Source organism: Streptomyces seoulensis (assembly GCF_004328625.1).
Taxonomy (GTDB): Bacteria; Actinomycetota; Actinomycetes; order Streptomycetales; family Streptomycetaceae; genus Streptomyces; species Streptomyces seoulensis.
Genome location: NZ_CP032229.1, coordinates 4,015,345 through 4,041,640, shown reverse-complemented (window position 1 = coordinate 4,041,640; position 26,296 = coordinate 4,015,345). Strand labels below are relative to the sequence as shown.

Sequence of the window (26,296 nt, the reverse complement as noted above, 5' to 3'; positions counted from 1 at the left end):
GGTGGCCGCCCCTGCCGCGCTCTCCTGATGGGGGGTGGTGCGGGGCGGCCACCGGTTGCGAACGGTGGGGCGCCCGCGGCTTGCGTGGGCACCTCAGTGAATCGACCGTTGCGGCCTTTACTTCTTGTAGACCTCGACGTCCGCGAAGACCGGCTTGCCGAAGGTGTCGTAGCTGACGTGCGTGACGTTCTTGGAGTAACCCGCGTTCGTCTTGTAGTACCACAGCGGGATGGCGGGCATGTCCTTGTACAGGGACGCCTCGGCATCCTGGTACAGCTTCACCGACTCGTCCAGCGAAGAAGCCTTGTCCGCCTTGTCCGCCAGCTTGTCGAACTCCTTGTTGGAGTAGCCGCCCTCGTTGCCGGCGGCAGTGCTGCCGTACAGGTCCTTGAGGAAGTTGGCGTTCAGCGGGTAGTCCTGCACCCAGCCGGAGCGGTAGAGGCTCTGGACCTTCTTCTTGGTGCGGACGTCCAGGGCCGTCTTGAAGTCGGCCTTCGAGTCGCCCTCGCACTTGACGCCGGTGTTCTGGGTGATGTTGGCGCACACGGCCGTCACCCATTCCTTGTGGCCGCCGTCGGCGTTGTACAGGATCGAGATGGTCGCGTTGGCGCCACCCGCCTCCTGGATCAGCTGCTTGGCCTTCTTCGGGTTGTACGCGCAGGCCTCGCCACAGGCGTTGGCCTTGTAACCCTCGACAGCCGGCGGGACGAAGCTCGTGGCGGGCTCACGCGAGCCGGCCAGCACCGTCTTGGTGATGGTGTTCCGGTCAATGGCCATGGACAGGCCCTTGATGAACTTCCCGCGGTCCTTGAGGTTCTTGATCGTCGGCGCGTACTCGGCGACGGCGACGGTCTGGATCGCGTTCTGCGGGGCGTCTACCGCGCGGTCGCCCAGGTCCTGGTGGTACTTGGACATCGCGCTCGGCGCGACCTGGTCCAGCACGTCCAGGTTGTCGGAGACGGCGTCCTGGTAGGCGGCCTCGGCGGTCGTGTAGAACTTGAAGTCGATGCCGCCGTTCTTGGGCTTGGGGCCCGCGTAGTCGGCGTACGTGTTCACCAGGAAGTCCTGGTTGTGGTTCCACTTGACGAACTTGTACGCGCCATTGCCGACAGGCTCCTGGCCGTACTTCTTGGGGTTCGTGTAGAAGACCTTGGGCAGCGGATAGAACGCGCTGTAGCCCAGCTTGTAGGTCCAGTACGGAACGGGGGCGGCCAGCGCGACCTTGATGGTCGAGTCGTCCGGGGTGGTCAGACCGGACATCTTGTCGGTCTTCGGGTCGCCCTTGTCCGGGTGGACGTCGGCGTAGCCCTTGATGTCCGAGAACCAGGAGGCGTTCTGCTGGGCGTTCTTCGAGTTGGCGCCCCAGTTCCAGGCGTCCACGAAGGAGTGCGAGGTGACCTTCTCACCGTTGTGGAAGGTCCAGCCCTGCTTCAGCTTGATCGTGTAGTGACTGGCGTCGTCCTGCTTGATGGACTCGGCGACCAGGTTCTCCAGCTTGCCCGACTTCGCGTTGTAGTCGACCAGGCCACTGAAGAGGGCGTCGGTGATACGGCCACCGCCGGTCTCCATGACGTTCGCCGGCTGGATGGGGTGCTGGGGCTCGTTGCTCTGGTAGCTGAACACGCCCTTCGCGTTCACCGCGCGCGAGCCGCCGTCGCCCGAGCCGTCGTCCCCGCCACCGCCGCAGGCCGTCGCACCCAGCGCCACAATCGCCGCTATCGCAACCCACTTGGCGCTCTTGGCACCACGCATGGGGCTCCTCCTCATGAGTCCATTGGTTCACCGCATGGAGGGGCACTGGACGCACCACCGTTGCCGGTGCCTGAAATGCTCAAGTGCCCCCGCGCTCGTGAGCCGGCGCCCTCAACAACAGCGCGTGACCCGAGCTATCTACGCGCCTAACTATCTGCCATGCAGGCCGGAGCGAACCACACCTTCGAGGTCTCGGTTCGATCACACCTGCCGTCTACTTCTCCCAAAATCCGGACAAACGCCTGGGCGAAAGATCCCTGCGAAACGGACTTGTTACACAACTATCGGATGCAGTAGTCCGAATAGCGGACAGACCAAGAGAAAACCGGTTGCGCTCGAAGGGGCGCGGGAGTCTCCCAACGACTCACCGATTCCGGCCACTTTAACGCCGCGCGGGACCCGGCCATAACCCTGAGTGAACCTGATCCGCATTCATAGGGAAAACCCTGCATGGTCCTGACGGAATGGCCGGAAGAAGAAGGGCCCGCCCGGCGGATGCCGGGCGGGCCCTTCTTCTTCACGTCGGCTGCGGACAGCCTCCGCGTCAGCTGTGCTTGGCGCGGCTCGCGGAGCGGCCGCGCTCCTTCTGGTCCAGGACGACCTTGCGGATGCGAATCGCCTCCGGGGTCACCTCGACGCACTCGTCGTCGCGGCAGAACTCCAGGGACTGCTCCAGGGAGAGCTTGCGCGGCGGGACGATCGCCTCGAACGAGTCGGCCGAGGCCGACCGCATGTTCGTGAGCTTCTTCTCCTTGGTGATGTTGACGTCCATGTCGTCGGAGCGCGAGTTCTCGCCGACGATCATGCCCTCGTACACCTCGGTGCCCGGGTCGGTGAAGAGCACGCCGCGCTCCTGGAGGTTCGTCATCGCGAACGCGGTGACGGCGCCGGAGCGGTCGGCGACGAGCGAGCCGTTGTTACGGGTCGTCAGGGTGCCGAACCACGGCTCGTGGCCCTCGTGGATGGAGTGGGCGATGCCCGTGCCGCGCGTGCCGGTCAGGAACTCGGTACGGAAGCCGATGAGGCCGCGGGACGGGACGACGAACTCCAGGCGGACCCAGCCGGAGCCGTGGTTGGACATGTTGTCCATGCGGCCCTTGCGGACGCCCATGAGCTGCGTGACCGCGCCCATGTGCTCCTCGGGGACGTCGATCGTCATGCGCTCGACCGGCTCGTGCACCTTGCCGTCGATCATCTGCGTGACGACCTGCGGCTTGCCGATGGTCAGCTCGAAGCCCTCGCGGCGCATCTGCTCGACCAGGATGGCGAGCGCCAGCTCACCACGGCCCTGGACCTCCCAGGCGTCCGGGCGCTCGGTGTCGAGCACGCGGAGGGAGACGTTACCGATCAGCTCGCGGTCGAGGCGGTCCTTGACCTGGCGGGCGGTGACCTTGCGGTCCTTGACGGCGGACTTGGCGTCCGCGCCCTTGCCCGTGCCACCACGGCCGACGAGCGGCGAGGTGTTGGTGCCGATGGTCATGGAGATCGCGGGCTCGTCCACCGTGATCAGCGGGAGCGCGACGGGGTTCTCCGGGTCGGCGAGGGTCTCACCGATCATGATGTCCGGGATACCGGCGACGGCGCAGATGTCACCGGGGCCCGCCACCTCGGCCGGCTTGCGGGTGAGCGCCTCGGTCATCATCAGCTCGGAGATGCGCACGTTGGCGACCGTGCCGTCACGCTTGATCCACGCGACGGTCTGGCCCTTGCGCAGCTCGCCCTGCTCGACGCGGAGCAGCGCGATACGGCCGAGGAAGTTGTCCGCGTCGAGGTTGGTGACGTGGGCCTGGAGCGGCGCGTCCTCCTCGTACGTGGGGGCCGGGATGTGCTCCAGGATGGTGGAGAAGAACGGCTCCAGGCTGTCGCTGTCGGCCGGGACCGTGCCGTCGTCCGGCTTGGTCAGCGAGGCGATGCCGTCGCGGCCGCAGGCGTAGACGATCGGGAACTCGATCTGCTCCTCGTCCGCGTCCAGGTCGAGGAAGAGGTCGTAGGTCTCGTTGACGACCTCGTCGATGCGCGAGTCGGGGCGGTCCGTCTTGTTGATGCACAGGATGACGGGCAGCCGCTGCTGGAGCGCCTTGCGCAGCACGAAGCGGGTCTGCGGAAGGGGGCCCTCGGAGGCGTCGACGAGGAGGACGACACCGTCGACCATCGACAGACCGCGCTCGACCTCGCCACCGAAGTCGGCGTGGCCGGGGGTGTCGATGATGTTGATGGTGATCGGCTCGCCGCCGTCCTTGGGGTGATACTTCACCGCCGTGTTCTTGGCGAGGATCGTGATGCCCTTCTCACGCTCCAGGTCATTGGAGTCCATGACCCGGTCGTCGACGGAGTCGAGCTGGTGAGCGGCGAACGCGCCGGCCTGCTTCAGCATGCCGTCGACGATGGTGGTCTTGCCATGGTCGACGTGGGCGACGATGGCGACGTTACGGATGTCGTGGCGCGTGGCCATATTGCGGCGTACTCCCGGAGTGTGCGGACTGCCCTGCGCGGGATTCTCTTGCGCGGGACCTGCCGGGCTGGACACGCCACGGCCTCACCCCATGGTACGTGGCCCTGCGGGGGACGGCCTCCGCAGGGCCACGGGGCCCGATTTCCGGGTCGGTCTCCGGGTCAGCTCTTGGTCGGGCTCGGCGAGACCTTCGCGCCCTTCTTCAGGAAGCCCATGTCCTCGTAGACCGGCGCCTGGAAGCCGAAGGCACCCGTGTTGACCAGGGTCTTCCGTACGCCGACGAGCTGGGGGCGCTGGTAGAGCGGGATGGAGCCGGCCGCCGCCCAGATGCGGGTGTCGGCCTTGCGGATGAGGTCGCGGGACTCGTCCTCGTCCAGTGTCGAGGCGGCCTGGTCGAAGAGCTGGTCCACCTGGTCGGTGCCGACGCGGGTGTAGTTCTGCTCGACGTTCACCGAGCCGTCGGCGGCGGGCGCGGGCTTGGCGAAGATCGGGCGCGCGTCGGTGGCCGGGAAGGCGGAGGCGGGCCAGGAGTACAGGGCGAGGTCGAAGTCGCCGGCCGCGATGTGGTCCTTGAAGTAGCTCTCGTCCGGGACCTTGATCACCGTGGTGCGGATGCCGACCTTCTCCAGCATCGCGGAGATCCGCCCGGCGACGGTGTTCAGGGTCTCCGAGCCGGCGCCGGTGGGGAGCACGAAGCGGAGGTTGAGCGCCTGGCCGTCCTTGGCGAGCGGCCCGTTGACCGCGCCCGCCGGGGCGGCCGTGCCCTTGGGGGCGTAGGCGCCGGGGGCACCGCCCTGGCCGGTGTACTGCTTGCCGTCCTGGGCGAGGTGCCGGCCGCTGCCGTCCCCGTGCTCGTTCTTGCCGTCGGTGTTCTTGTCGTCCTCGCCGACGATGTACTCGCCGTCCTTGCCGCCCTCGGACTGGTCGTCGTCGCCCTTGGTGCTGCTCTCGGGCCCCGCGGCCTTGTCCCCCTTCTTCTCCTCCTTGACCGGGCCGCCCGGCACCCATCCGGCGTCGGAGAGCAGGGCCTGCGCCTCCTTGGTGTCCTGGCCGCCGAGGGCGTCACTGTTGTCGGCGTAGGCGGGCTGGCCCTCCAGCGCCAGGTGGCTGCCGACCGGCTCGGCGGGCAGGCCGAGCGGGGTCAGCACCAGCCTGGCCAGCTCCTTGCGGTCCAGCGCGCGGGCCACGGCCCGGCGCACCCGCTCGTCCGCGAGCAGGCCACCGGCGCCGTTCAGGGCGAGCTGGGTGTAGGCGGGCTCCAGGGACTTGCGCACCTCGTAGGAGCGGAGCCCGTCCTGCTCCTCCAGGTACCGGGTGATGGCCTTGCGCAGCTTCTTCTGGCCCGCGTGCTCGACCTTCTCCGCCTCCAGGCCGTGGGCGAGCGCCCAGGAGCGGAGCTTCTTGGCGGAGGTCTTGCCGCCGCCCACCAGCGGGCTTCCGGTGCCGCCCGCGGCACCGGTGATCCGGCCGGCCGTGGAGGCGTCCACGTCGGCGACGTCGACCTTGCCGTCGGCCAGCGCGGTGGCCCGCTCGTCGCGCGGGACGGTGTGCAGCACGATCTCGTCGAGCTTGGCGGGCTGGCCCCACCAGCGCGGGTTGCGGGTGAGGACGACGTCCTTGCCGGCGGTGTCGACCTTGTCCACCCGGAAGGGGCCCGCCGTGGTCTTGAGCTTGCGCCGGGCGCCGTCGTTGAAGGCGTCCGGGGTGCCCATGACGTCCTTCGGGTACAGCGGGGAGAACAGCGACTTCCAGTCGGCGTACGGGCGGGAGAAGGTGACCCGGACCTGGAGGTCGCTGGCGCCGCGCTCGATCTTGGAGATGCGGTCGTACCCGGCGTTGCGGGCGGTCCAGTAGGCGCTGTCCTTGCCGGACAGGGCGCGCCACTGGGCGACGAAGTCGGCGGCGCCGATCTCGCGGCCGTCGCTCCACACCGCCTGCTGGTTCAGCTTGTACAGCACGACCTGGCGGGGCTCGGTCTCGATGACCTTGGCGGACTCCAGATAGGCGGGGTTCACCGCCGGGCGGCCGTTCGCGTCGAGCTGGAACATCGAGGGGAGGGTGGCCTGGGCGACCCGGGTGGTGCCCGCGTCGGCGTCGGCCTGGTACGCGTTGAGCGTCTCCGGCAGCGCGTCCATGGCCCACTTCACGGTGCCGCCCTCGGCGACCTTGTCGCGGGTGACATGGGCGATGTCCGGTCCGGCCAGCGGGCGGCCGGCCTTGTCGTCCGAGCCGCAGCCGGCGAGGAGGGGCACCGCGAGGGCGCCCGCGGTGAGGAAGGCGGTCGCGCGCAGGACCGCGCGTGAGCCGACGCCGTCGTGGGACATCTCTGCTACCTCCGGAAAGCCGCGGGCGTGTTGATCACTTTTGGCGGTATATGGAGCTGATCAGATCTATGCACCCACTGAAAACGACCGCACCGGGGGAAACGGGGCGACACGACCGCGCCGCGCGGCAACCCCACCCGTGCGGCGCAACCTCGTCCGCTCGCGGGGCAGCGAACCCACCCATACGCTCCCAAAGTGACGTCATCCCTGGTCCGGGGCCGCCCCCGGCACGCCACGGCGCACATACGCGTACGGCTCGCGCACGCGCTCGTCGGCGCGGTCGCGGGCGCGGGCTGGCTGGCCATCCCGGTGCTCGCGGCGCAGGAACCGGCGACCGCGTCCCCTCCGCACACGACGGCCGCTCCCGCCGCGCCCCGGGACGACGAGTCCTCCGCCGTCGACCTGATCCTCCCGGTCGCCGTGCTCGGCACCGCCGGGGTGGTGGCCGCGTACAGCTACGTACGCCGGGGCCGCCGCGCCTCCGGGGCCGTCCCCTCCGCGACCGCCGCCCCCACCCCGGCCGAGTCCGACCGCCGGGCCCGCGCGGCCCTGGTCGAGGCGGACGACAGCGTCCGGGCGAGCGAGGAGGAGCTGCCCTTCGCCGCCGCGCTCCTGGACGAGCGCACCCTCGCCCCCTTCCGCCGGGCGGTCCACGCCGCCCGCACGGAGCTCTCCGCCGCCTTCGCCCTGTGGCACCGGTACGCGGAGGGCGAGTCCGGCGACCGGGGGCAGGCCCTGGCCGGGATCGTCGGCCGGTGTGCGGAGGCGGGACGGGTGCTGGACGCGCGGGCCGGTGAGCTGGACCGGCTGCGCCGGGCGGAGCTGGCCCCGGCGCTGGAGGTGGCGGAGGGGGCGTTCCGCCGGCTGACGGCACGTGCGGCGGCCGCGCGGGCCACGGTGTCGCAGCTGCGCGAACGGTACGGCCCCTCGGTCGGCGCGCGGGTCGCCGGTTGCGTCGAAGAGGCCATGGACCGGCTGGTGTTCGCCACCGCCCGGCTGAACGAGTCCCGCCGCGCGGCCGACTTGGGCGAGGAGGAAGAGGCGGTACGCCAACTCCGGGTCGCCGAGGGCGCGGTGGCGCAGGCCGGGATTCTGCTCGCGGGCGTGGACCGTACCGCCCGCCGGCTGCGGGAGGCGGCGGCGCTGGTCCCGGCCGCGCTGACCGGCGCGGAGGCGGTGCTGGCGGAGGCGCGGGCCACGGGCACACCGGTGCCGTCGGGCGCCGACGACACCCTGGCCGCCGTGCGCACGGAGCTGACGGCGGGCCCGTACGACCCGCTGGACGCGCTGCGCCGGATCACCCGCGCCCTGGTGCGGCTGCCGGGTGCCCGGAGCGGGGTGCTGGACACCGCCGCCGACCTCGTGGCGCGGGCCGCCCTCGGCGAGGGGGAGGACTTCGTCGCGGTGCACCGGGGCGCGGTGGGCGCCGACCCCCGCTCCCTGCTCACCGCCGCCGTACGCACCCTCGCCGCCCCCCACCCCGTCGAGGCAGCCGTCCTCGCCCACCGCGCCCTGGAACTGGCCGAACGCGACGTACGCACCCACGGCCTCCCGGAATCCGGCACCGGAAGGTTCAGAACAGGCTGAGCAGGGCCTCCGCCGGGTCGGTCAGGGGGCTGTCGGCGCCCGGCAGGGGGAGTTCGAACCAGACCGTCTTGCCGCGCGGGGTGCGGCGGGAGCCCCAGGCGGCGCTGAGGAGGCCGACGAGTTGCAGGCCGCGTCCGCCCTCGTCGGTGTCCCGGGCGCGCCGCCTGCGGGGCTGGACCAGACCGGCGTCCCAGACCTCGCAGACCAGGGTGCGGTCCAGCAGCAGCCGGAGCCTGATCTCGCCCTCGCCGTACCGCAGGGCGTTGGTCACCAGCTCGCTGACCAGGAGTTCCGTGGTGTCGACCAGGGGTTCCAGGTCCCAGCTCAGCAGCTGCGCCCGCGCGTACTCGCGGGCCCGGCCCACGCTGCGCGGCTCGCGGGGCAGCGTCCAGTCGCCGACCGACTCGGTGGGCAGGCCCTGGACGCGGGCCATGAGCAGCGCGATGTCGTCCTCACCGTGCCGGGTGTCGAGGCTGTTCAGCACGTGGTCGCAGACGTCCTCCAGCGGTCGGGAGGGGTCGGTGAGCGCCTGCACGAACGCCTGGAGCCCTTCGTCCAGCGGATGGTCGCGGGACTCCACGAGGCCGTCGGTGTAGAGGGCCAGCAGGGCGCCCTCGGGCAGCTCGACCTCCACTTCCTCGAACGGCTCGCCGCCGACGCCCAGCGGCATCCCGGGCGGCACGTCCAGCATCAGCGCGGCCTCGCCGGGCTCCACCAGCACCGGCGGGAGATGCCCCGCGTTGGCGAAGGTGCAGCGCCGGGTGACGGAGTCGTAGACCGCGTACACGCAGGTGGCGAGGTAGACCTCGCACAGGTCGGCGTCGCGCGGCTGGCGGGCCGCGCGGGTGGCCTGCTGGACCCCGCCGGGGGTGCCGAGACCCCGGGCGATCTCGTCCAACGCGGAGAGCACCTCGGCCGGTTCGAGGTCGAGCAGGGCCAGGGTGCGTACCGCCGTACGGAGTTCGCCCATCGCCACGGCCGCGCGCAGCCCGCGTCCCATCACGTCGCCGACCACCAACGCCGTGCGGTGGCCGGGGAGTTCGATGACGTCGAACCAGTCGCCGCCGACCTCGGTGGCCGCGTTGCCCGGCAGATAGCGGCAGGCGATGTCCAGGCCGGACGCCTCGGGGTCGCCGGGCGGGAGCAGGGACCGCTGGAGTATCAGCGCGCGTTCGTGCTCGCGGCGGTAGAGCCGGGCGTTGTCGATGCAGACGGCGGCGCGCGCGGCCAGCTCCACCGCGAGGTCGCGGTCCCGGTCGCCGAACGGCTCGCTGCCCTTGGTGCGGGCGAACTGCACGATGCCCACCACGGTGTCGTGCGCGACCATCGGCACGGCGAGCGTGGACTGCACCAGCCCGCCCTCCTCGGCGGGCACCCGCTGCGGCCGGGCGGTGCGCAGGGCGTCCGCGCACGGGGAGTTGAACGGGAAGCGGTGCACCGCGCCCAGCTCCACCCGCTCCCCCGACCCGCCGAAGGGCGCGTCGGAGACGGCGCTGGCGAAGGCGACCCGGCGCAGCTCCGCGCTGCCGTCGGCCAGCTTGGGCGGCGCCTCGTCGCCGGTCAGCAGGGCCTGGTAGAGGTCGACGGTGGCCAGGTCGCAGAAGCCGGGGACGACCACGTCGAGCAGTTCGCGGGCGGTCGTCTCCAGGTCGAGCGAATTCCCTATGCGGGCGCCGGCCTCGTTCAGCAGGGCCAGGTTGCGCCGCGCGGAGGCGGCCTCGCGGGCGGCCTCGCGCCGGGCGGTGATGTCGGTGCCGAGCCAGGCCACACCGATGGGGCGCCCGCTGCCGCTGTGCACCCGGTAGAGGTTGATGGACCAGTGCCGGCGCTCGTCGGAGTCCGGCACGAACCCGGTGACGTGCATGTCCGTGATGGAGTCGCCGGACTCCAGCACCCGGCGCATGGTGGCCGAGACCCGGTCGGCCTCGGCGCGCGGCAGATAGTCGCGCACGCTCTTACCCCGGTGGTCGTCCGGGGTGCCGCCGAAGATCGACGCGAACCGGGTGTTGGCCCGGCGCACCCGCAGATCGGTGTCGATCAGCAGGAACCCGAACGGAGATTGGCCGAATATCGCCTGCGAGGCGGCGAGGTCGGTCTCGATGCTGCGCAGGGTCCGCACGTCCACCACGATGCAGACGGCGGCCTTGTCGCCCTCGGCGGTACGGGTGGGCATGACATAGACCTCCGCCATGCCCTCCTCGCCGCGCGAGCCGTCCTCGCCGTCCGGCATCCGGAAGGGGACCACACCGGTCCACTCCCGCCCGTCCAGGATCTCGGCCATCTTCCGCTGGCCGCGACTGCGCAGGTCGGGATCGACGAACGCCTCGATCGGGTCCAGGCCCACGGCCCGGTGGGCGGGGATGCCGAAGAGCTGTTCGGCGCGCAGGCTCCACTGCTCGATCAGCCCGCCGGGGCTGAGGGAGAAGGACGCGACCTTTATGTAGTCGTAGATCGAGCCGGGCGGACTGCTCTGCCACATGTCAGCGGGGGCCGCCTCCTCGGCGGCCCGGCTCCTCGCGCCGCCCGACGGGTCCTCGGACTCCGTGGCCTTCGCTGGTATCTCGCTCACGCGAACCGTCCCCTCCAGCTCACCGCGTCCGGCACCGGTCACCGGGGGCGGCTGCCCGCAGTATCCAGCACTACGGCGCCGCACGACACGGTGTTCACGATCACAGCTCGGTACGGGTGCCTTCCGGACCGCGCCGCGACAACACTTCCAGTCTTCTAACCAGCGAACACGGCCTCGAACCACGCGCCCGGCAACGCGCTTGCGCACCGGGGCACGAGCCGACCCACGCGGGGGCGCGCGCACCCCCTCCGCACCCCCGGCTCACCCCGCTGTGCCCCTGATGCCCCCGCCCGCGCTCCGGGTCGTGGGGCCTGGGCGGGCATCATTCGGGGATGGCCAGTTCGAACCAGACGGTCTTGCCGTTCCCGCCGGGCCGGGTGCCCCAGCGGGCGGAGGAACCGGCGACGAGCGCCACCCCGCGCCCGCTCTCGTCCTCGGGCCGCGCGGTCCGCTCGCGCGGCGGGTCCGGCACCTGGTCGGAGACCTCCACCCGCAGCACCCCGCCGAGCCCCGCCGGCCGCACCAGGCGCAGTCCGATCGGGCCGTCCGCGTGCCGCAGGGAGTTGGTCACCAGCTCGCTGACCAGCAGCGCCGTCAGATCGGCCAGGGACTCCAGATGCCAGCGGCCCAACTGGCCCCGGACAGCGGCACGGGCCGCGCGCACCGCGCCGGGTTCCGAGGGGAACGTCCACTCGGCGCAGTCGCCCTCGGTGTCGAACACGCCGATCACTTCCCAGGCAAGCGGGCCCACCCATGTCCGATTTCATGGGGTTACTGGCCACATACCCGGTATCCAGTGACCAGTACCGCGCGGGCCGGGGCACTGTGGCACGAACGGCGTACAGCCGCCGGGTCCCGGCCGGGGTCCGGCCCCGTACGCCGGGCGACACACCCCGTACGCCGGTCAGCGCGCCTGCGCGCCGAGGCGTGCGGCGATCTCGCGGACGGCCGGGACGTCCTGGTCGAGCCAGGGCACGTCCCAGAGGTGACCGGGGGTGAGCCAGCGCAGTTCGTCGTGGTCCTGGAGGGCCTCGGGTCCGGGGGAACCCGGACGGAGCCGGGCGGTCCACACCCACAGCACGTAAGGGTTCTTCAGGGGCCACTCCCCCGGCACGCGTTCGACCGCCTCGGCCTCGATGCCGAGTTCCTCGCGCAGTTCGCGCACGAGGGCGTCATCGGGCCGCTCGCCGGGCTCGACCTTGCCGCCGGGCAGCTCCCAGCGCCCGGCCAGCTCCGGGGGCGCGCTGCGCCGCGCGGCGAGCAGCCGGTCCCCGTCGAGCAGGGCGGCTCCCACCACCACGATCCGTTCGGTCATGGTCCGGAGCCTACGGGAGCGCGGCGCCCGGCCGGCCTCGTCAGTTGCGCGTGCTCTCGCCGTGCTGGCTCACGCGCTCCACGCTGTAGAGCTGCTTGTGCCCGTGGCCGTCGAGACTGTCGGCGATCTTCTGGGCCTCCGCCCGCGTCGCGTACCGGCCGACCCGGTAGCGATTGCCGTTGTCGTCCTGCCGTATGACGAGCCAGGGCAGAATGACCGCACCCTCGTTCATCGCCCCCACCGTTTCCCTTCCCGTGCCCCTAAGCACCCGCCCCACCCGCTCTCCGCTCCGGGGCTCCAAGGTGTCCCGCCCGAGGAAACCGCAATACGCATATGCCCGAGCGTACGCCCAACCTTCACACAGCGAATACGGCTTTTCACGAAGAGGTACGCAACCGGCCAGAACGCAGGGGGGCGCACGGAATCGAACGCGCCGCACCCCGGCAGTGCCCCCGGAAACGACCGCGACCGCCGCCCACCAGGGGCGACGGCCGGTTCACCGCGGAGCGGCGAGGCGGGGCGCGGGATTCGTACGCCGGGGCACGCCCTCGGGGAGCGCGTCCCCTGTGCGCTACCTCACTCGGGCCCGCTACCGCACGGAGAGGTGGTACGCGACCTGATAGCGGTCGGCCGGGATGACCACGTCGGCGGTCTCCACCGGGCGGCCCGAGGCGTAGTAGGTGCGCTGGATGACGAGGACGACATGGCCGGGAACGCCACCGAGCAGCAGGAGTTCCTCCGCGAGGCCGGGGCGGGCGCCGACCTCCTCGGTGACGTTGTCCACGATCACGTCGATCGCGCGCATCCGCTCGACCACGCCCATCCCGCCCAACGGGCCCTCCTCGGGCAGCATGACCGGGGTGCGGCCGGTCACGGCGAGCGGCTCCCAGGAGGTGGAGAGCATCATCGGCTCCCCGGCGTCCCGGAACAGGTACTTGGTACGCATCACGCGCTCGCCCGGCTTGATCCCGAGCCGCTCTGCGACGCCGGCGCCGGCCTCGGCGCGCTCGCTGCTGGACTCCCAGGTGCCGCGCGCGGTGGCGTCGGCCTGCTCCTGCCGGAAGGGGGTGGCGCCCCCCTGGGGGCGGTAGCCCGAGCGCGCCACACTGCGCGGCACCGGACGCTCGCGCACATACGTCCCCGAGCCGGACCGCCCCTCGACCAGCCCCTCGGCCATCAGCACCTTGCGGGCCTCCAGCGCGACCGTGTCCGAGACGCCGTACTCCTCGCGGATGCGGGCCTGCGACGGGAGGCGGGTATGAGGCGGCAGTGAACCGTCGACGATCTTCTGGCGGAGATCACCCGCCACACGCAGGTACGCCGGCTGCTCACCGAATGTCACGGGCCGCTCCCATCAGGTTGTACAGACAGCAACAGCGTGGCAACCGTGGGTTGTGCCATGCAAGCAAAGGCCAGAGAATCACTCGATGTGATGACGAGCGGCGGCGCACACCCGCGTCCAGCGACTTCTCCGGCCATGGCTCCCCCGCTGGGCCGTGATCACACCTCGGCGCCGCCGCCGGGCGGGGTGGTCGCCAGCTTCAGGGCCTTGCGGGCGGGGACGACGGCGCGCGGCTCGATCAGGGTGAGCCCGGCGTCGTACGGCAGGTAGAACGCGTCGGCGTCCCCGGCGCGGGCCGCCTGGTCCCATTGGGCACGGGCCTTGTCCATGCGCGCGGTCAGCGCGGCCAGGGGCGCGCGGGCGGTGGCGGGCCACGCGTGGGCGCGCAGGGCGTGCGCCCCGTCGGCCAGGACGGTGGAGACGCGGCGGGCCCACGCCTTGTGGCCGGGCAGGTCGTCCTCGACGTCGACGGCGTCGGGGGCGGTCCCCATGGCGTCGTTCAGGGTCCGGGCGGCGTCCAGGAAGGCGATCTGGTGGGCGTTCAGGGTGGTCTGGTCGGCGCGGAGCGAGCCGGTGAGGGTGCCGTGCCCGGTGACGCCGCTGAACACGCAGGTGACCGTGCGGTCGCCGAAGGCCCAGGTCTCCCTGGAGGGCGACAGATCGACGGCGTCGACGTACTGGGGGACGGCCCACTCGTCCATCGCGTAGAACTGCCGCTGGTCCACGCAGCGCTCGGCGGCGTCCCGTACGGCCTTCTCGCCGGGGTAGGGACCGTCCGCGAGGGTGAAGGTGCCGAAGACCTCGCCCTCGTGGGCGCCCGCGCAGGGCACCGTGCGCACGCCGTAGACGGCGTCCTTCAGCCGGCCGTCGTCGGTGTCGAAGCAGTCGCCCTTGGCCAGCGAGAGGTTCGCGCTCTCGCGCACGCCGTCCTTGACGTTCCGCCATATCCAGCCGGGGGCGCCGGTGGTGAGCAGCAGGACCGTGGTCACCAGGGCGATCCCGGAAAGCGTGCTCCCGACGACGGCCGCGGCCAGGCCGCGCTGGCCCCGCTTGCGGATCTGGAGCAGGGCGACGACACCGAGGAGCAGGCCGACGCCGGGGACGCAGCAGAGGATGCCGGTGACGAGGGAGGCGATGGCGAAGGGGTTGGTGGGGGTGGGCGGTGCGGGTGTCCAGTAGGGGCTGGGGCTTCCGTAAGGGCTCTGCGGGCCCTGGGGGTCGCCGGGTTCGCGGGCAGGGGATATGGACACCGGTACCGTTTCCGGGACGAGTTGCGGCAGCCGGGGCGGACGAGGAGGCTCGGGCGGGCTACCGTACGAATGCGCGCATGGTAAGCGGGTCCGGACAAGACCGGAAAACGGTTTCGGTCCCCGAACGGACGGCGCGCGGAACGGACATGGGGGCGGGCAGGGCGTGGGGGACCAGATGAGCGGCGCCGGTATACGGGCGGTGAACGCCCTCACCGTGCGGTGGGCGCGGACGGTCGCGGCGGACGACGGGACGGTGTTCTCGGCGGCCGGGGTGTGGCCGCTGCTGGCCTTCCTGGCGGACGGCGCGGGCGGGCGGGCACGGGCGGAGCTGTCGGAGGCACTGGGCGTCCCGGCGGAGGTGGCGGCCTCGGCGGCGCGCGAACTCCTCACCGACATGGCCTCGGTGACCGGCCTGGACGCGGCCCTCGGCCTCTGGACCCAGCAGTCGCTGCGACTCCGGGACGACTGGCGCGCCGGGCTGCCGGCGGGCACGTACGGCACGTTCGGGGACGATCTGCTCACCGCGCAGGAACGCCTGGACGCGTGGGCGGCCGAGCGCACCGGCGGCCTGGTCGAGCGGATGCCGCTGAAGCTGACCCGGGACGCGCAACTGCTGCTGGCCAGCGCCCTCGCCCTGCGCACGACCTGGCGCCAGCCCTTCACCGAGCTGCCGCTGCGCCCGGAGCACGGGCCGTGGCGCGGCCGTACGCTGCTCGGCCTGTTCCGCAGGTCGGTACGGCCGGACCGGGTGGGCGTGGCCGCGACCCCGGCCGGCCATGTCACCGCGCTGACCGTCCCCGGGGACAACGGCATCGATGTCCACCTCGTCCTCGGCGAGGAGGGCATGACACCGGGTCAGGTCATCACGGCCGGCGTGGGCCTGGTCGAGCGCACGCTCCCGGCCACCGAGGGCGGCCGCCTCCCCCTGGGCCACGTGGGCCCTGGCCTGTACGTGGAGCAACGCCCGTCCGCGAGCCCGGAGCCGATCGCCCTGGAGGTGCGCACGGTGGCGTACGAGGTCCGCGCCGACCACGACCTCCTGGCCGACCCACCCCTCTTCGGCCTCCCGACCACCCCGCAAGCCCACTTCCCCGGCATCGCGGACGCCCCCCTGACGATCGGCGCGGCCCGCCAGTCGGCGGTGGCCCAGTTCAGCGCGAAGGGCTTCCGAGCGGGAGCGGTGACGGCGGTGACGGCCACCCCGGGCTCCGCCCCCCTACCCCCCTCCCACACCACCACGGTCCTCACCCTCACCTACGACCGCCCCTTCGCCTTCCTCACCACCACCCGCTCCCCCCGCCTCCTGCTCACATCGGGCTGGGTGGCGAGCCCCGTTCCCTACCCGGCGATGCACCTCCGCCCTGCGAGCACGTCATGACCAAGCACCTGATCTCCCTGTACGCGGCAATGCTGCTCACCCTGAGCCTCGCCGCGTCCCTCCCCTTCGACGCGGTCGCGTACCCGGCCACGGCCCTGTGGACCCTCACCGCCATGCCGTCGTCCATCGCGACGACCATCGCGTGGATGTCCACACCCCCCTCCACCCCGAGCCCCACCACCGCCACCCTCCCCGCCCTGACCTTCCACCTGACAGCAAGCGCCCTGAACGTCGGAGCGTTGCTGCTCCTGCGAAAGGCGTGCGGAAGGTGCCGGGTCCTGGCCCGCGCGTGAGGCTGATCCACCCGGAGAGACCAGAAAGGGGCCAGACCCGAAGATCTGGCCCCTGAGCTGGGGGTTCCTGGCCTGCCCAGCCACTCCAGCCACCCGCCACTCCCTTCCCGTTGTGTACACATGGGACACTCGGTACGCTTGAGCGCATGACACAGCCGCTGCCCATAGAGAGCATCCGCGACGTGCGCGCGCATTTGGCGGAGGTCGTGGAGCGCGCCGACCGCGACGACATACCCACGGTGATCACGCGCCGCGGCAAGGAAGTCGCCGCTGTCGTCTCCATCGAGGTGCTGCGCAAGTACCAGGAGTGGGAAGAGCGCGAGATCAATCGGATCATCGACGAGCGCATGGCCAGCTCCGCACCCGGCATCCCGATCGAGGACATCATGAGGGAGACGCTGGCGCGCAGTGAGTGAGTACCGAACCGTCTTCCGCCCCGAGGCACAGGCCGAGCTTCGAAAGATCCCGCGCGAGACGGCGCTGCGCATCCTGGCCAAGCTGACCGAGCTGGAAAGCGACCCACTCGGTATCAACACCACCGCACTCGTGTCCGAGCCGGATCGTCGGCGCCTACGGGTGGGCGACTACCGCGTCGTCTACACGATCGACAACGGAGAACTGGTGATCTGGGTCGTTCACGTGGGGCACCGGTCCACCGTTTACAGCACCTGACCACCGCTGACTACACGTCGGAAGGGGTCGGGCTCGACAGAGCCCAACCCCTTCCGACGTGTACGTTTGACTCAATTCCTGACGCTTAGTAAGCGAACGGCTACACGTTGAAGCGGAACCTGTAGTGTAGAGCTCCCACCTGCGGAAACGCGGTTCTAGCAGTGGGCATCCCAGCACCATCCCAGCACGGGCGTTCTATCCCAGCACCACGCAGACCAGCCAGCCCTCGTGTGCCTACACAGCTCGGTTGCCGACGCCCGAGCTCGCCTCCTCTGACGGCAGGGACGTCACATCCGGGGGCAGTGGCCGCATGGAGCGCTGCAAGATCTCCCGGCAGCGTTCCCACGCACTGGGCAGCAGATGTAATGGTGACGTCGGGTATTGGAACTGTCCGAATGCCTTGGTCACGGCGGTGAAATGGGAGTGCGTCCCGGCGGGGACCTCGGCAGGATGTGATCATGGTTGCCCCTTTGGACGTCCCGCGCCTGGTTGCAGGCGACAGTTTCGTGCTCCGCTCCTGGGAGCTCGGTGATCTGCCTCTCGTCCGGGAGGCGTCGAGCGACGACTACATCCCGTTGATCACGACCGTTCCGTCGGTGTACTCGCAGGAAGCGGGCGAAGCCTTCGTTCAACGGCAGTGGGAGCGGGCGTCCACTGGCAGTGGGTATCCGTTCGTCATCGTGCGGGTTGCGGACGGCCGATCGCTCGGGACGGTCGGCCTGTGGCTGAGAGAGTTGAACGAGGGCCGCGCGTCGCTGGGCTATTGGGTGGTCGGCTCGGCTCGTGGCCAGGGGGTTGCTGCGGAAGCCCTTCGAGCGGTCACCGCCTGGGCCCTCGGTGACCTGCAGATTCCTCGTCTTCAGCTGTATGTCGAGCCGTGGAATGCCGCCTCGCAGCGGACGGCTGAGCGCGTGGGCTTCCAGCGTGAGGGTCTGCTTCGCAGCTGGCAGCAGGTGGGTGAGGAGCGTCGGGACATGATCATGTATTCGATGCTGGGGACTGATCTGTCCTCACCGGCCGCTTGCTGACTTCGGCGGCGTAGGTTGCCCAGTCGCCAGCGGAGAGTCGTTGCCAGGCGACGGCGACGTCGGTGTGGATGCCGAGGGTGCGGGCGAGGATCGCGGCGGGGATCTCGGTGGCGAGCTGGAAGAGCGCGGTGCTGCGGGCCTGGTTGGGCCGGATCCCGAGCTGGTTCAGGCGCTGGGTCAGCTGTGTGGTGCTGATCGGGCGTCCGGGCTGGCCGCCGGGGAAGAGCCATGGAGACGGAGCCAGGGCGCCGATGGTCGCGTGCCCCTTGCGGTTCGCGGCGACGGTGCGGGCCAGCTGGGCGACGGGCTCGGGCAGCTGAACGGGTGCATTACCGAGGTGGAGACGTACCTCTTGAGCGCCGAACTCGACGTCTTCGATGGTCAGTCGGTGGATCGCTGATGGCCCTTGTGCGTAGAGGAGGAGAAACAGTCCTGCGAGGCGGTCTTCGGGTTTGACGGTGTCGTCGTGCAGGAGTCGGCGTGCGACGTTCCACCGGTGCTCGTCATCGAGTGGTTGGGTGGGGCCGTGCCAGCGGACAGCGGGGACGTGGACGGTGGTGAGCTTGTTGGTGCGAGCCCAGCGGACGAAGTGCCCGGCTGTGTGGCGGTAGGTCGCGGAGTCGTCGGTGAGCCACTGGTCGAGGTTGGCCTGTCGGCACGTCGCCAAGGCGAGGTCGTGAGCCTGAAGCCAGGTGAGGAAGGCGACGGCCGCGTGGGTGCGTTGACGCGCGGATGTGAACTGCTGCGGGGTCAGGGGGCGGCCGTTGCTGCGTCGGCGTAGTCGACGGACCAGGTGCCATATCGCGTACTGGTGCAGGACTTTGCGCTGTTCGGGGTCTTGTTGTGATGCGAGAAGGCCGGTGAGGAAACGTTCGAGGCGGACCATGTACTCGTCCCGCTCGGGCAGGGCACCGACGCCGACGAGGACTTGGCGGAGGTGGGCGAGGGGCGGGCTGTCGGGCAGCTCGTCGAGGGCCTCGTGAGTCAGGGCTCGTCTGCCGGCCGCGAGGTCGGCCAGGACCGGAGACACGGACGGCTTGTTCAGCCACCGCTTGGCGGTGAGTGGGTGCTCGGTGGTGGCGATGTTGTTCCGCAGGGCTTCGAGACCGGGGTGGAGGGCATCGGACGGAGGGCCCAGGAGGTCGTTGAGGCGCCGATTGATGAGACAACGAGCGCACTGGCCGGGGTGCGGGTAATCGGGATCGCTGCAGGTGGGGCAGGCGTGCCAGACCTCAGTCGCGGTGCAGCGCAGGCAAAGGGGCTGGTCGAGAGTGCCGGAGACGACTGCTTCGACGCCGCCGCAGGCCGAGCACGGTGCGGAGTGACGCTGGCAGTCCAGGCACCATGGCCGACCCGTAGTCCGGGAGGTGCCGCAGGGTTTCTCCGCGTCGCAGATGCTGCAAGTCGCGGTGGGCAGGGAGGGGCAGCTTTGGCAGAGCGGGCCGTCCGGTGTGCGGGTGTTCACGACCCTTCGTCGGCCGCAGTTGATGCAGGTCTCCAGGTTCGCCGGGTCGCTGACCAGGCAGTTCGGACACATTGGCCGGCCTTGGTCGTCGCGGGTGGCGGGCTCTCGGCGGGCTCCGCATCCCGAGCACTCCTCGATGCGGGAGTGGGAGATGCACATGCGGCAGACCCGCTTTCCGTCCAGAGGCTTGTCGATGCGTACGACTCTGTGGCAGCCGGGGCAGGACGGCCGGACGATCCCGGCGATGCCGGCCTCGTGCAGCAGGTCGATCAGCTTGAGGATCGCGCGGTGGGGTGCGAGGTGGCCGTCGCCGGTCAGCAGAGCTGGGTGGGATTCCAGGGCCCAGGCAAGTTTCCGCTGGTAGGAGGGACGAGGTGCCGATCGACGGACCGCGTTGGAGACCGTCTCCCGTTCGGTCTGCGGATCCAGTTCAGCGATCAGGGCGCCGATCACTGCGATGGGGTCGCGTCCGTCGTCGTCCGGGCACTTGCCGCATCGGGGCCGCCCGGTCCGGTCGCGTGAAGCGACCCGGCGGGTGTTTCCGCAGGCAGCACACGGCTCGGGCTGTGGCCGCCCGCAGTTCCAGCAGTACCAGTCCTGGCCGCGGCGCTGGAGCGTTCGTATCTGCCTGCCGCATTCGGCGCAACACGGCGGCGAGACCGTCTGGGCCCCGGCCTCACGCAGGGCGATGAGCAGGTCGCCGACGGCCCTGGGCGCCGGCGAGCGACCGTCGTTCAGCACGCGAGGATGCTCAGTGAGATGTGCCGCGAGGAGGCGTGACTTCGAGCGTCCGCCCGCGACGCTCGCGACCACGGCACGGATCCGGTCCGGCTCCAGCTGATGCTCGATGGCCGCGACCAGGTCCGCAATGAGCCCGATCGGGTCGGAGACGGCCCGCTCGGGGTGTCCGGGTGCGGTCACGGCCGCTCGAAACCGCGGATGCGGGCTCGCTTGGGTCGCAGGTCACCGACGCCTGCCTCGGCACCGACAGCCTTCCTTGTTCGGGTAGCGGTTCCGGCACCCGCCGCGGCGGTCGGCTCGATGAGGTCGTCCATGGTGCAGTTGAGGATGTCGAGCAGGGCCATGAGGATCTTCAGGCTGAGCCGCTCGGGGCGCTCGACGACGAGCCGGTAGACCTGGCTGGACGACAGGGTGATGCCCCGTTTGTCCAGTAGCGGGATGAGGTCGGTGGTGGAGAAGAGCCCTCGGTCGGCCATGATCTTGCGCAAGTGCCAGTGGTAGTCGAGCTTCGCGGCCATCAGCGATCCTTGTTTGCGGGGAACGGGGCGAGCGCGGGCGCAAGTGCCCTGTGGAGCATGGTGTTCATGAAGTCGTCGCTGACGTGGGTGTAGATAGCGGTGGAGCTGTCATTCTCGTGACCGACTTGCTGCTGGAGAAACCGGCGGTCAACCCCGTCCTCTGTGAGGTGGGTTACGTAGGAGTGGCGAGCGGAGTGGACAGTCAGCGCCTTCGGGAGCTTCAGCGCGTCGCGGTAGGCGACGAACCGGGCGTTGATCTCCGCCGGCTTGACCCGGCCGCCCCGCTCGGTCACCCACAAGGCGGGGTGATCCTCGCAGCCGAACCGCGGCCGTACGTTCTCCACGTAGTCGGCGACCGCGTCTACCGCCCAATCCATCACCGACAACACGTTCCGACGGCGCGGCGGCTGCCCCTTCTTCGCTTTGCCGTAGCGGACGTTGAGGGTGCCGTACCGGCCGAACTGCGGTGCCTTCGCGTTCCGCCCGAAGTCGACCACATCCAGCTTCGATGTCTCCGTCCGGCGCAGACCCCACCCATAGATGCCCTTGAAGAGGGTGGCATCGCGGTAGGCGGCGAGGGCTCCCTTGCGCTTGGCCCGTACCGCCCGTTCTACCTGGTCGTCGGCGTAGTCGAGGAAGCGTTGGATCTCCTCGCGGGTGAACGGCCTCGCCTCGGGGCGCCCCTCGTAGTCGTTGAGGTGGGCGATGGTGTTCCACTCGTGGCAGATGGCCACGGGGTGAGTGCCGAAGGCGTCCTCGCAGGCCATCGACCAGCCGTAGCGGCCGTCGATCAAGAACTCGCTGAACAGGCGCAGGCTGCCCTGATAGCTGCGGATCGTGGACGGCGCGAGGTGCTTCTCGCTGGTCAGCCACAGTGACCACTCGTCCACGTGGCCGGGCGTCCAGGCCCACGGATATTCGTTGGTGTGCTCCAGAAACCGCCGTACGAGCCGTTCCCGGGCGGTGACCGTGTCCTCACGGAGCCCGCGAGCGGCTTGTTGGGCCCGCCAGCCCCGCACCATGGCTTCGACCATCGCGTCCTGCGGACGCAGCTGGGCCACCCCGGAGACCAGTTCCAGGTGAGCTGCCCCCGCCAGGTCGGCGCGTCGCTGTAGACCCACTTTCACCCTCCCCTTCAGAGGGCAAATCCTGCATCAGATGGGATCTGATCGCCAAACTCCCAGCTCAAGCCGCCAAGTTGCAGGAGGGTAGAGTCCTCGTCGGACCCTGCCCTGACCTCGCGACCTGCAACTTCTCGCCCGTCTGATGCAATTCCTGAGGGTTCCCGTAGATATCGACCGTCGTCTTGACCGAACGGTGCCCGAGCCAGCATGACACCTCGTGGATCGGCACACCGTTGGCCAGGGCGGTGGAGGCGAAGAAGTGCCGCAGGCTGCGAGGCGTGTACTTGGCCTTGCCGTCCAGATCGACCAGGCCGGCCAGGAGGCATGCCTTCTTGAATTGGTAGCCGTAGGACGCGATGGACGGCATCACCACGGCGCCAGGCTGACGCGGGGCAAAGAAGGTCTCGAGTCGCATCCGTTTGCCCTTTTGCCCGGTAAAAACCACAGGCACCGGCTTCCACCTGCGGAGATGAGCATCGATCTCCTGCTCGACAAACAGGGCGGTTGGGATGTCTCGGTACTCCTTATCCAGTCGATGCTTGAGGGGGACGAAGGGTGCCATGCAGTCCTCGTGGTGCGCCTTGGCGCTGACCTGCCATCGGACTCTGACGAAGCCAGACCGCCTGCACTCGGTGGAGAAGGCCAGGGCCTCGCTTGGTCGCTGCCCTGTGCCGGACTGAAGGTAGACGGCGAGGCGGAACTGTGGCGTGATGTGCGCGGCGATCAGATCCACCTCGGTCGGCGTCGGCACTGCGTCCTCGTCCGCTGTCACAGCATCCCTACGGGATATCCGGATGCCTCGGGCAGGGTTCTCCGTGATGCGCTTGTCGACAAGGGCCGCCTCCATGATGGCAGCCACCAGGACCATGCGGTCGTTCACTGTCGATGCAGCCAGCCCCGCACCGCCTCGGTAGATGTCCTTGACGAACTTCTCAAAGTCCCGCCGCGCCAACCCTGCCAACGGCTTACGACCAAGGCTCGGCACGAGATGGTTGCGAACGAACCCTTCGTAGTTACAGCGGGTCGCCTCACCGATGACTCGTCGCTCAAGCCACTCCTCGGCCCAGGCCGACAAGGTCACAGCACCGCGGGCAGGATCGACGCGCACGCGAGTCTGCTTGTCCATCTCCACAGCGGCAGCAAAGGCGTCCGCGCCGTCCAGGCCGATCCTCCGCGGAAACGACTTCTCCCGCTGCCGCCCCCGTCTGCCGCCCGACTCCCGATACCTCACAGTCCACGCATGGCCGCACCTTGGGCGCAAGCAGGGGTAGTTCCCGTCTCGGGCATCCCGCTTGCACCGCTGAAAGACGCTCGCCAACCGCCACCCCGATCTGCCGGACTCTGCTCTTGAGATGGTGACCACCACCTCACATGCGTGCAAGAAGCGCGCTACCAATCCACTCTTCTCAGCGAATCCGCCCGGTGACACATAGGCGGTGCCGACAGCAACCGGCCACAGAAATCGACAGACGTCTCTCGGCTACCACCATATTTGCGACGCATCACCAAGGCACAAAGTCACTCTCGGTTGCGATCGACTTCTACTACATGGCATGGACGAAAGCGCGGTACTCCCTGGCCACGATCTCCGCCTCGCGGGAGTGCCTGACGATGTACTGCCCAACTGAGACGATCTCACCATCAGCCGCGATGCTGGCAAACGCCTGTCTGTACTCGCGAGGATTCGAGGCCGAGGAATAGACTCGAGCACCCTGCTGGTGCTGCACCCAGATGCGGTGCTCGTCGGATTCAGATGCCTCAGACCGGGCGGGGCCGATACTTTCCAGGAGTACGTAGTGCAGCCCGAGGAGATCCAAGAGCTCGCGGTCGCGTTCCCACACCGTCCCCGCGTACGTGTTGCTCATGAGGAACAAGGGGTCTCGATACACGAGCCGTACTGCATCAGGGAGCGACATGCCTCGCCCGTTCCAACAAAGGGCACCGCGCACCGAACTGCGCAGACCGTGCCGGGGTACAGCTTCACCCATGACCATCGGCAGAAGCTCCTCTATCCGGTCGGGCCAGCCGTGGATGATTACTTGCAGGAGGTCACACGGGTTGTAGACGTGCAGCCCGATGTCTCCGTCACCGACCTTTGGGCTCACTTCGTCTAGCCAGCTCTCCACCAGTGACTCCCACTCATGGTTGCCGGCAAGGCTTTGTCGAATCTCCTGCCGAAACGCCTTCCAGCGGTTCGCTACTTGCGGGCTGGCGGTACCTGTGTAAAGGACCTGGCTATCCCCTCGCTCGTCCCCGGTAAGGAAGCGGAACAGGTCCTGCTGCTCGAAGGCAGCAGTATCGTCGTAAGCGCCGGTACCTCGGAAGCCTCGTATGGCCCAGTTGGGGTTGTCGGCAAGATTTTTAAGCAATCCTGGCTGAGCAGATTCCATGTTCATGCCGCGCATCTCGCTGCGCGCAAGGCGATTGCAGATGGCGCACAGGGCAAGGTACTCAGCCTGACACTCGACGGCAAAAGGCTCTGGCCCGTCGTAACCGTCCAGGAGCTCTTCCGAGGCAATTTCCTCGTCCACCCGGCCTACCGCAAGGTACAGGCCGAAAGGCGCAGGGATGTAGTGCTTCTCCGCCACCCGGTCCAGATCCGCCGCTAGTAGGTCAAGCTTCCCAAGCTCGTCCGCAACCTTACTGATGATCTTCCAGCCCTGATCGCGCTGTTCCTTCGAAGTGAAGAAGAACAGGTTGTGGATGGGGGTAACCCGAGGCTCGAACGCTCGACGCAGTAGCTCCACCCGCTCAGCCCCTGCAGGGGCACCGCTACCGTCCAGGAGAAGCCGGTACCCGCGAAGATCATGGCTCCAGTCACGTGCCGCGTGACTGACAGCGACCAGGAGCTCATCCCAGTCATCCGGCATGGCCACGATCACGGCGCGGATACGGTCCGGCGCGAGGTTCTTCTCCCGGCAGAGAAGCTCCGTGTACTTGTTGACTTCGTGCAGGGCCTGTCGCGCACTGGACCGGGACCGCTTCAGCTCTATGACCACCCACATCTGATGGCGATCGCGAGCCAAGATGTCGATGCTGCCCCTCGTACCATGGGCATTGGGGAGCGGGTACTCCCCGAGCTGAACCGGACGGAGCCCCGGCTCGATCAACTCCAGGTTCCTTACGAGCGCATTGCGCAGAACGTTCTCAAGAGGCGGTCGCATGGCCGAAGGCTAAGCCAGAGGACTGACAAGGATCCTAGGACGTGTTCGCAGAGCTCAAAACGATCAGTCAGTCTGGCGCAGCTGATCTCCACCCGTCGCTTCCGAAGCCTCGACCGAAGTCGGGTCTGGAGCTGGAAGCCCAGAGGGGCTGGAAGCCTCTCCGTCCAGTGCGTACGCGAGCGCGAGCACGATTCGCTCGATCCAGTTCAGCGCATCCGTGACATCAGCCTCGCCGATCGGCCGGCGCTGCTTGAGGTCGCCGTCGATCAGGTCCGCGTCGTGTGCAATCTGGTTTCGACGGCGGAGCAACAGGATGTACTTACCGCGCAGCCGCTTCTCATCGTATGAAGTGCGGTACTGGCTCCACCGGTTGACCCACTTCGCCGCCTCCCGCCACACCTTGACATTGGTGACGAGCGCCATCACCTTCGCGATGGCGTCCGGGTTCTGCAAAGTCTGCCGGGCGATGTCCTGGCGCACCCTCTCTGCGACCACCTCTGAGGTGGTCGATTCGCCCCGCTGCACCCTCTCCAGGCAGTAGAGCGGCAACGGGTAGTCGCGGAGCTTCCGCGGCATTTCCGGGTCGTCCTTAGCAGCTTCCTCGGCGACCCGGCGTAACACCTCTTCTTGGACCCAGTGTTCGAGGGCAGCGATGGACTGCACCCAGGCGGCCCGGTAGAAATCGCCGGTATCGATGCCCTTGGGACTGAGCACCTCTAGTGCCTGCCCTGCTCGCACCATCTGGCGTGCGTACGACAGGTTCGTGACGAACGACTCGAACTGACGGGTCTGGGGGTGCGCGATGGCCATGCATACCTCTGTGCGGCGCGTGGAAGGACGGGAGCTTCGGGGTGTGGACTCCTAATGTTCCCTGCACTGCGCAGAGGCCAGTCAAGCGGCTTTACGGATCATGGCCGGTTGTGGCTCGATCTAGTCGGTTCGGCCTCAAAATCTGGCCCTCCACACCCTTCCAGCAGGATTCTGGAGCGCTCCGCAGTACGTACGGGTCCAGTCAGGCTCACCCACAGGGCTCGGCCAAAGATTCCGTGGCACGGCCCGGCGACCGCAGCTGCTGCAGGGCCGTACGCCGAGCGACCCACACCAGTTCACTACCAGCGCAAGAAAGACGTAGCAGAAGTTGCCGTTTGCGCTGTCTCGGGAAGGGTGGCCCAGAGGGTCCACTGCCCATCGTGGCACCTGCCGCCGCTGCTTCAGCATCGAGGCCGGCGCATCGTAGAGGCTTCAGCATCGCCATACCTAAGACAAATAGTCGACAGCCATCGCACGATAACGCCGGAGAGTCGTAAGGCACTTGGCGTTGC

The 26,296-nt window shown here is 69.3% G+C and carries 21 protein-coding genes; 6 read left to right on the top strand and 15 right to left on the bottom strand.

From position 1 onward, the window contains the following. Positions 1-117 precede the first annotated feature (117 nt). The 3 genes from D0Z67_RS18905 to D0Z67_RS18895 form a co-directional block, all read right to left on the bottom strand. Positions 118-1,752, bottom strand: a complete 1,635-nt coding sequence (locus tag D0Z67_RS18905; protein WP_031181022.1) for a peptide ABC transporter substrate-binding protein — start codon at positions 1,750-1,752, stop codon at positions 118-120. Positions 1,753-2,296: 544 nt separating this feature from the next. Then, positions 2,297-4,204: a translational GTPase TypA gene (gene typA / locus D0Z67_RS18900; protein ID WP_031181021.1), complete on the bottom strand. Its 1,908-nt coding sequence runs from the start codon at positions 4,202-4,204 to the stop codon at positions 2,297-2,299. Positions 4,205-4,365: 161 nt separating this feature from the next. Further along, positions 4,366-6,528: an ABC transporter family substrate-binding protein gene (locus D0Z67_RS18895; protein ID WP_031181020.1), complete on the bottom strand. Its 2,163-nt coding sequence runs from the start codon at positions 6,526-6,528 to the stop codon at positions 4,366-4,368. 195 nt (positions 6,529-6,723) lie between these two features. Between D0Z67_RS18895 and D0Z67_RS18890 the strand changes: the two genes are divergently transcribed. Next, positions 6,724-8,115, top strand: coding sequence for a hypothetical protein (locus D0Z67_RS18890; RefSeq protein ID WP_051887649.1), 1,392 nt, complete (start codon positions 6,724-6,726; stop codon positions 8,113-8,115). Here D0Z67_RS18890 and D0Z67_RS18885 read toward each other — a convergent pair. The 6 genes from D0Z67_RS18885 to D0Z67_RS18860 all read right to left on the bottom strand — a co-directional run bounded on the left by D0Z67_RS18885 (position 8,102) and on the right by D0Z67_RS18860 (position 14,591). Beyond that, the gene (locus D0Z67_RS18885; RefSeq protein ID WP_031181018.1) at positions 8,102-10,684 is read right to left on the bottom strand and encodes a SpoIIE family protein phosphatase; all 2,583 of its coding nucleotides are present in this window, start codon (positions 10,682-10,684) and stop codon (positions 8,102-8,104) included. The genes D0Z67_RS18890 and D0Z67_RS18885 overlap by 14 nt on opposite strands. 322 nt (positions 10,685-11,006) lie before the next feature. Further along, positions 11,007-11,435 (bottom strand): ATP-binding protein, encoded by a 429-nt coding sequence (locus D0Z67_RS18880; RefSeq protein ID WP_031181017.1) that lies wholly within the window; start codon positions 11,433-11,435, stop codon positions 11,007-11,009. A gap of 153 nt (positions 11,436-11,588) precedes the next feature. Then, complete coding sequence (locus D0Z67_RS18875) at positions 11,589-11,999, bottom strand: (deoxy)nucleoside triphosphate pyrophosphohydrolase (protein WP_031181016.1); 411 nt, start codon at positions 11,997-11,999, stop codon at positions 11,589-11,591. 40 nt (positions 12,000-12,039) lie between these two features. After that, a complete protein-coding gene (locus D0Z67_RS18870) occupies positions 12,040-12,231 on the bottom strand; it encodes an SPOR domain-containing protein (RefSeq protein WP_031181015.1) in 192 nt (63 codons plus the stop codon). A 357-nt stretch (positions 12,232-12,588) separates the two neighbouring features. Further along, positions 12,589-13,341: a GntR family transcriptional regulator gene (locus tag D0Z67_RS18865; RefSeq protein WP_031181014.1), complete on the bottom strand. Its 753-nt coding sequence runs from the start codon at positions 13,339-13,341 to the stop codon at positions 12,589-12,591. A gap of 158 nt (positions 13,342-13,499) precedes the next feature. Further along, entirely contained in the window at positions 13,500-14,591 is a 1,092-nt protein-coding gene (locus tag D0Z67_RS18860; RefSeq protein WP_234312730.1) for a DUF4190 domain-containing protein, read from the bottom strand. A 175-nt stretch (positions 14,592-14,766) separates the two neighbouring features. Between D0Z67_RS18860 and D0Z67_RS18855 the strand changes: the two genes are divergently transcribed. The 5 genes from D0Z67_RS18855 (at position 14,767) to D0Z67_RS18835 (ending at position 17,962) form a co-directional block, all read left to right on the top strand. Further along, a complete protein-coding gene (locus tag D0Z67_RS18855) occupies positions 14,767-15,969 on the top strand; it encodes a serpin family protein (protein ID WP_031181012.1) in 1,203 nt (400 codons plus the stop codon). Next, a complete protein-coding gene (locus D0Z67_RS18850; RefSeq protein ID WP_031181011.1) occupies positions 15,966-16,262 on the top strand; it encodes a hypothetical protein in 297 nt (98 codons plus the stop codon). Before D0Z67_RS18855 ends, D0Z67_RS18850 begins: the two co-directional genes overlap by 4 nt. 146 nt (positions 16,263-16,408) lie before the next feature. After that, a complete protein-coding gene (locus tag D0Z67_RS18845; protein WP_031181010.1) occupies positions 16,409-16,678 on the top strand; it encodes a type II toxin-antitoxin system Phd/YefM family antitoxin in 270 nt (89 codons plus the stop codon). Further along, the gene (locus tag D0Z67_RS18840) at positions 16,671-16,934 is read left to right on the top strand and encodes a type II toxin-antitoxin system RelE family toxin (RefSeq protein WP_031181009.1); all 264 of its coding nucleotides are present in this window, start codon (positions 16,671-16,673) and stop codon (positions 16,932-16,934) included. The genes D0Z67_RS18845 and D0Z67_RS18840 overlap by 8 nt, the downstream gene beginning before the upstream one ends. 458 nt (positions 16,935-17,392) lie before the next feature. Beyond that, the gene (locus D0Z67_RS18835) at positions 17,393-17,962 is read left to right on the top strand and encodes a GNAT family N-acetyltransferase (RefSeq protein WP_031181008.1); all 570 of its coding nucleotides are present in this window, start codon (positions 17,393-17,395) and stop codon (positions 17,960-17,962) included. Here the strand turns inward: D0Z67_RS18835 and D0Z67_RS18830 are convergent. From D0Z67_RS18830 to D0Z67_RS18805, 6 genes are all read right to left on the bottom strand, one after another. Next, positions 17,913-20,348 (bottom strand): site-specific integrase, encoded by a 2,436-nt coding sequence (locus D0Z67_RS18830; RefSeq protein ID WP_031181007.1) that lies wholly within the window; start codon positions 20,346-20,348, stop codon positions 17,913-17,915. The two genes, D0Z67_RS18835 and D0Z67_RS18830, sit on opposite strands and share 50 nt — an antisense overlap. Then, a complete protein-coding gene (locus D0Z67_RS18825) occupies positions 20,345-20,686 on the bottom strand; it encodes a helix-turn-helix domain-containing protein (protein WP_031181006.1) in 342 nt (113 codons plus the stop codon). Before D0Z67_RS18825 ends, D0Z67_RS18830 begins: the two co-directional genes overlap by 4 nt. Then, positions 20,686-21,807, bottom strand: coding sequence for a tyrosine-type recombinase/integrase (locus D0Z67_RS18820; protein WP_031181005.1), 1,122 nt, complete (start codon positions 21,805-21,807; stop codon positions 20,686-20,688). Before D0Z67_RS18820 ends, D0Z67_RS18825 begins: the two co-directional genes overlap by 1 nt. 64 nt (positions 21,808-21,871) lie before the next feature. Continuing rightward, positions 21,872-22,936 carry a tyrosine-type recombinase/integrase gene (locus D0Z67_RS18815; RefSeq protein ID WP_107059575.1) on the bottom strand — a complete coding sequence of 355 codons (1,065 nt, stop codon included), beginning with the start codon at positions 22,934-22,936 and terminating at the stop codon, positions 21,872-21,874. A gap of 418 nt (positions 22,937-23,354) precedes the next feature. Next, a complete protein-coding gene (locus D0Z67_RS18810) occupies positions 23,355-24,974 on the bottom strand; it encodes an endonuclease NucS domain-containing protein (RefSeq protein ID WP_078873260.1) in 1,620 nt (539 codons plus the stop codon). A gap of 63 nt (positions 24,975-25,037) precedes the next feature. Next, positions 25,038-25,784 carry a hypothetical protein gene (locus tag D0Z67_RS18805; RefSeq protein ID WP_031181002.1) on the bottom strand — a complete coding sequence of 249 codons (747 nt, stop codon included), beginning with the start codon at positions 25,782-25,784 and terminating at the stop codon, positions 25,038-25,040. Positions 25,785-26,296: the final 512 nt, after the last annotated feature.

Excerpts from the sequence above, each read along its gene's own strand:
- D0Z67_RS18905 (WP_031181022.1), bottom strand. The coding sequence starts at position 1,752 with ATGCGTGGTGCCAAGAGCGCCAAGTGGGTTGCGATAGCGGCGATTGTG.
- typA (WP_031181021.1), bottom strand. The coding sequence starts at position 4,204 with ATGGCCACGCGCCACGACATCCGTAACGTCGCCATCGTCGCCCACGTC.
- D0Z67_RS18895 (WP_031181020.1), bottom strand. The coding sequence starts at position 6,528 with ATGTCCCACGACGGCGTCGGCTCACGCGCGGTCCTGCGCGCGACCGCC.
- D0Z67_RS18875 (WP_031181016.1), bottom strand. The coding sequence starts at position 11,999 with ATGACCGAACGGATCGTGGTGGTGGGAGCCGCCCTGCTCGACGGGGAC.
- D0Z67_RS18870 (WP_031181015.1), bottom strand. The coding sequence starts at position 12,231 with ATGAACGAGGGTGCGGTCATTCTGCCCTGGCTCGTCATACGGCAGGAC.
- D0Z67_RS18855 (WP_031181012.1), top strand. The coding sequence starts at position 14,767 with ATGAGCGGCGCCGGTATACGGGCGGTGAACGCCCTCACCGTGCGGTGG.
- D0Z67_RS18850 (WP_031181011.1), top strand. The coding sequence starts at position 15,966 with ATGACCAAGCACCTGATCTCCCTGTACGCGGCAATGCTGCTCACCCTG.
- D0Z67_RS18845 (WP_031181010.1), top strand. The coding sequence starts at position 16,409 with ATGACACAGCCGCTGCCCATAGAGAGCATCCGCGACGTGCGCGCGCAT.
- D0Z67_RS18835 (WP_031181008.1), top strand. The coding sequence starts at position 17,393 with ATGGTTGCCCCTTTGGACGTCCCGCGCCTGGTTGCAGGCGACAGTTTC.
- D0Z67_RS18825 (WP_031181006.1), bottom strand. The coding sequence starts at position 20,686 with ATGGCCGCGAAGCTCGACTACCACTGGCACTTGCGCAAGATCATGGCC.
- D0Z67_RS18815 (WP_107059575.1), bottom strand. The coding sequence starts at position 22,936 with ATGGACAAGCAGACTCGCGTGCGCGTCGATCCTGCCCGCGGTGCTGTG.
- D0Z67_RS18810 (WP_078873260.1), bottom strand. The coding sequence starts at position 24,974 with ATGCGACCGCCTCTTGAGAACGTTCTGCGCAATGCGCTCGTAAGGAAC.
- D0Z67_RS18805 (WP_031181002.1), bottom strand. The coding sequence starts at position 25,784 with ATGGCCATCGCGCACCCCCAGACCCGTCAGTTCGAGTCGTTCGTCACG.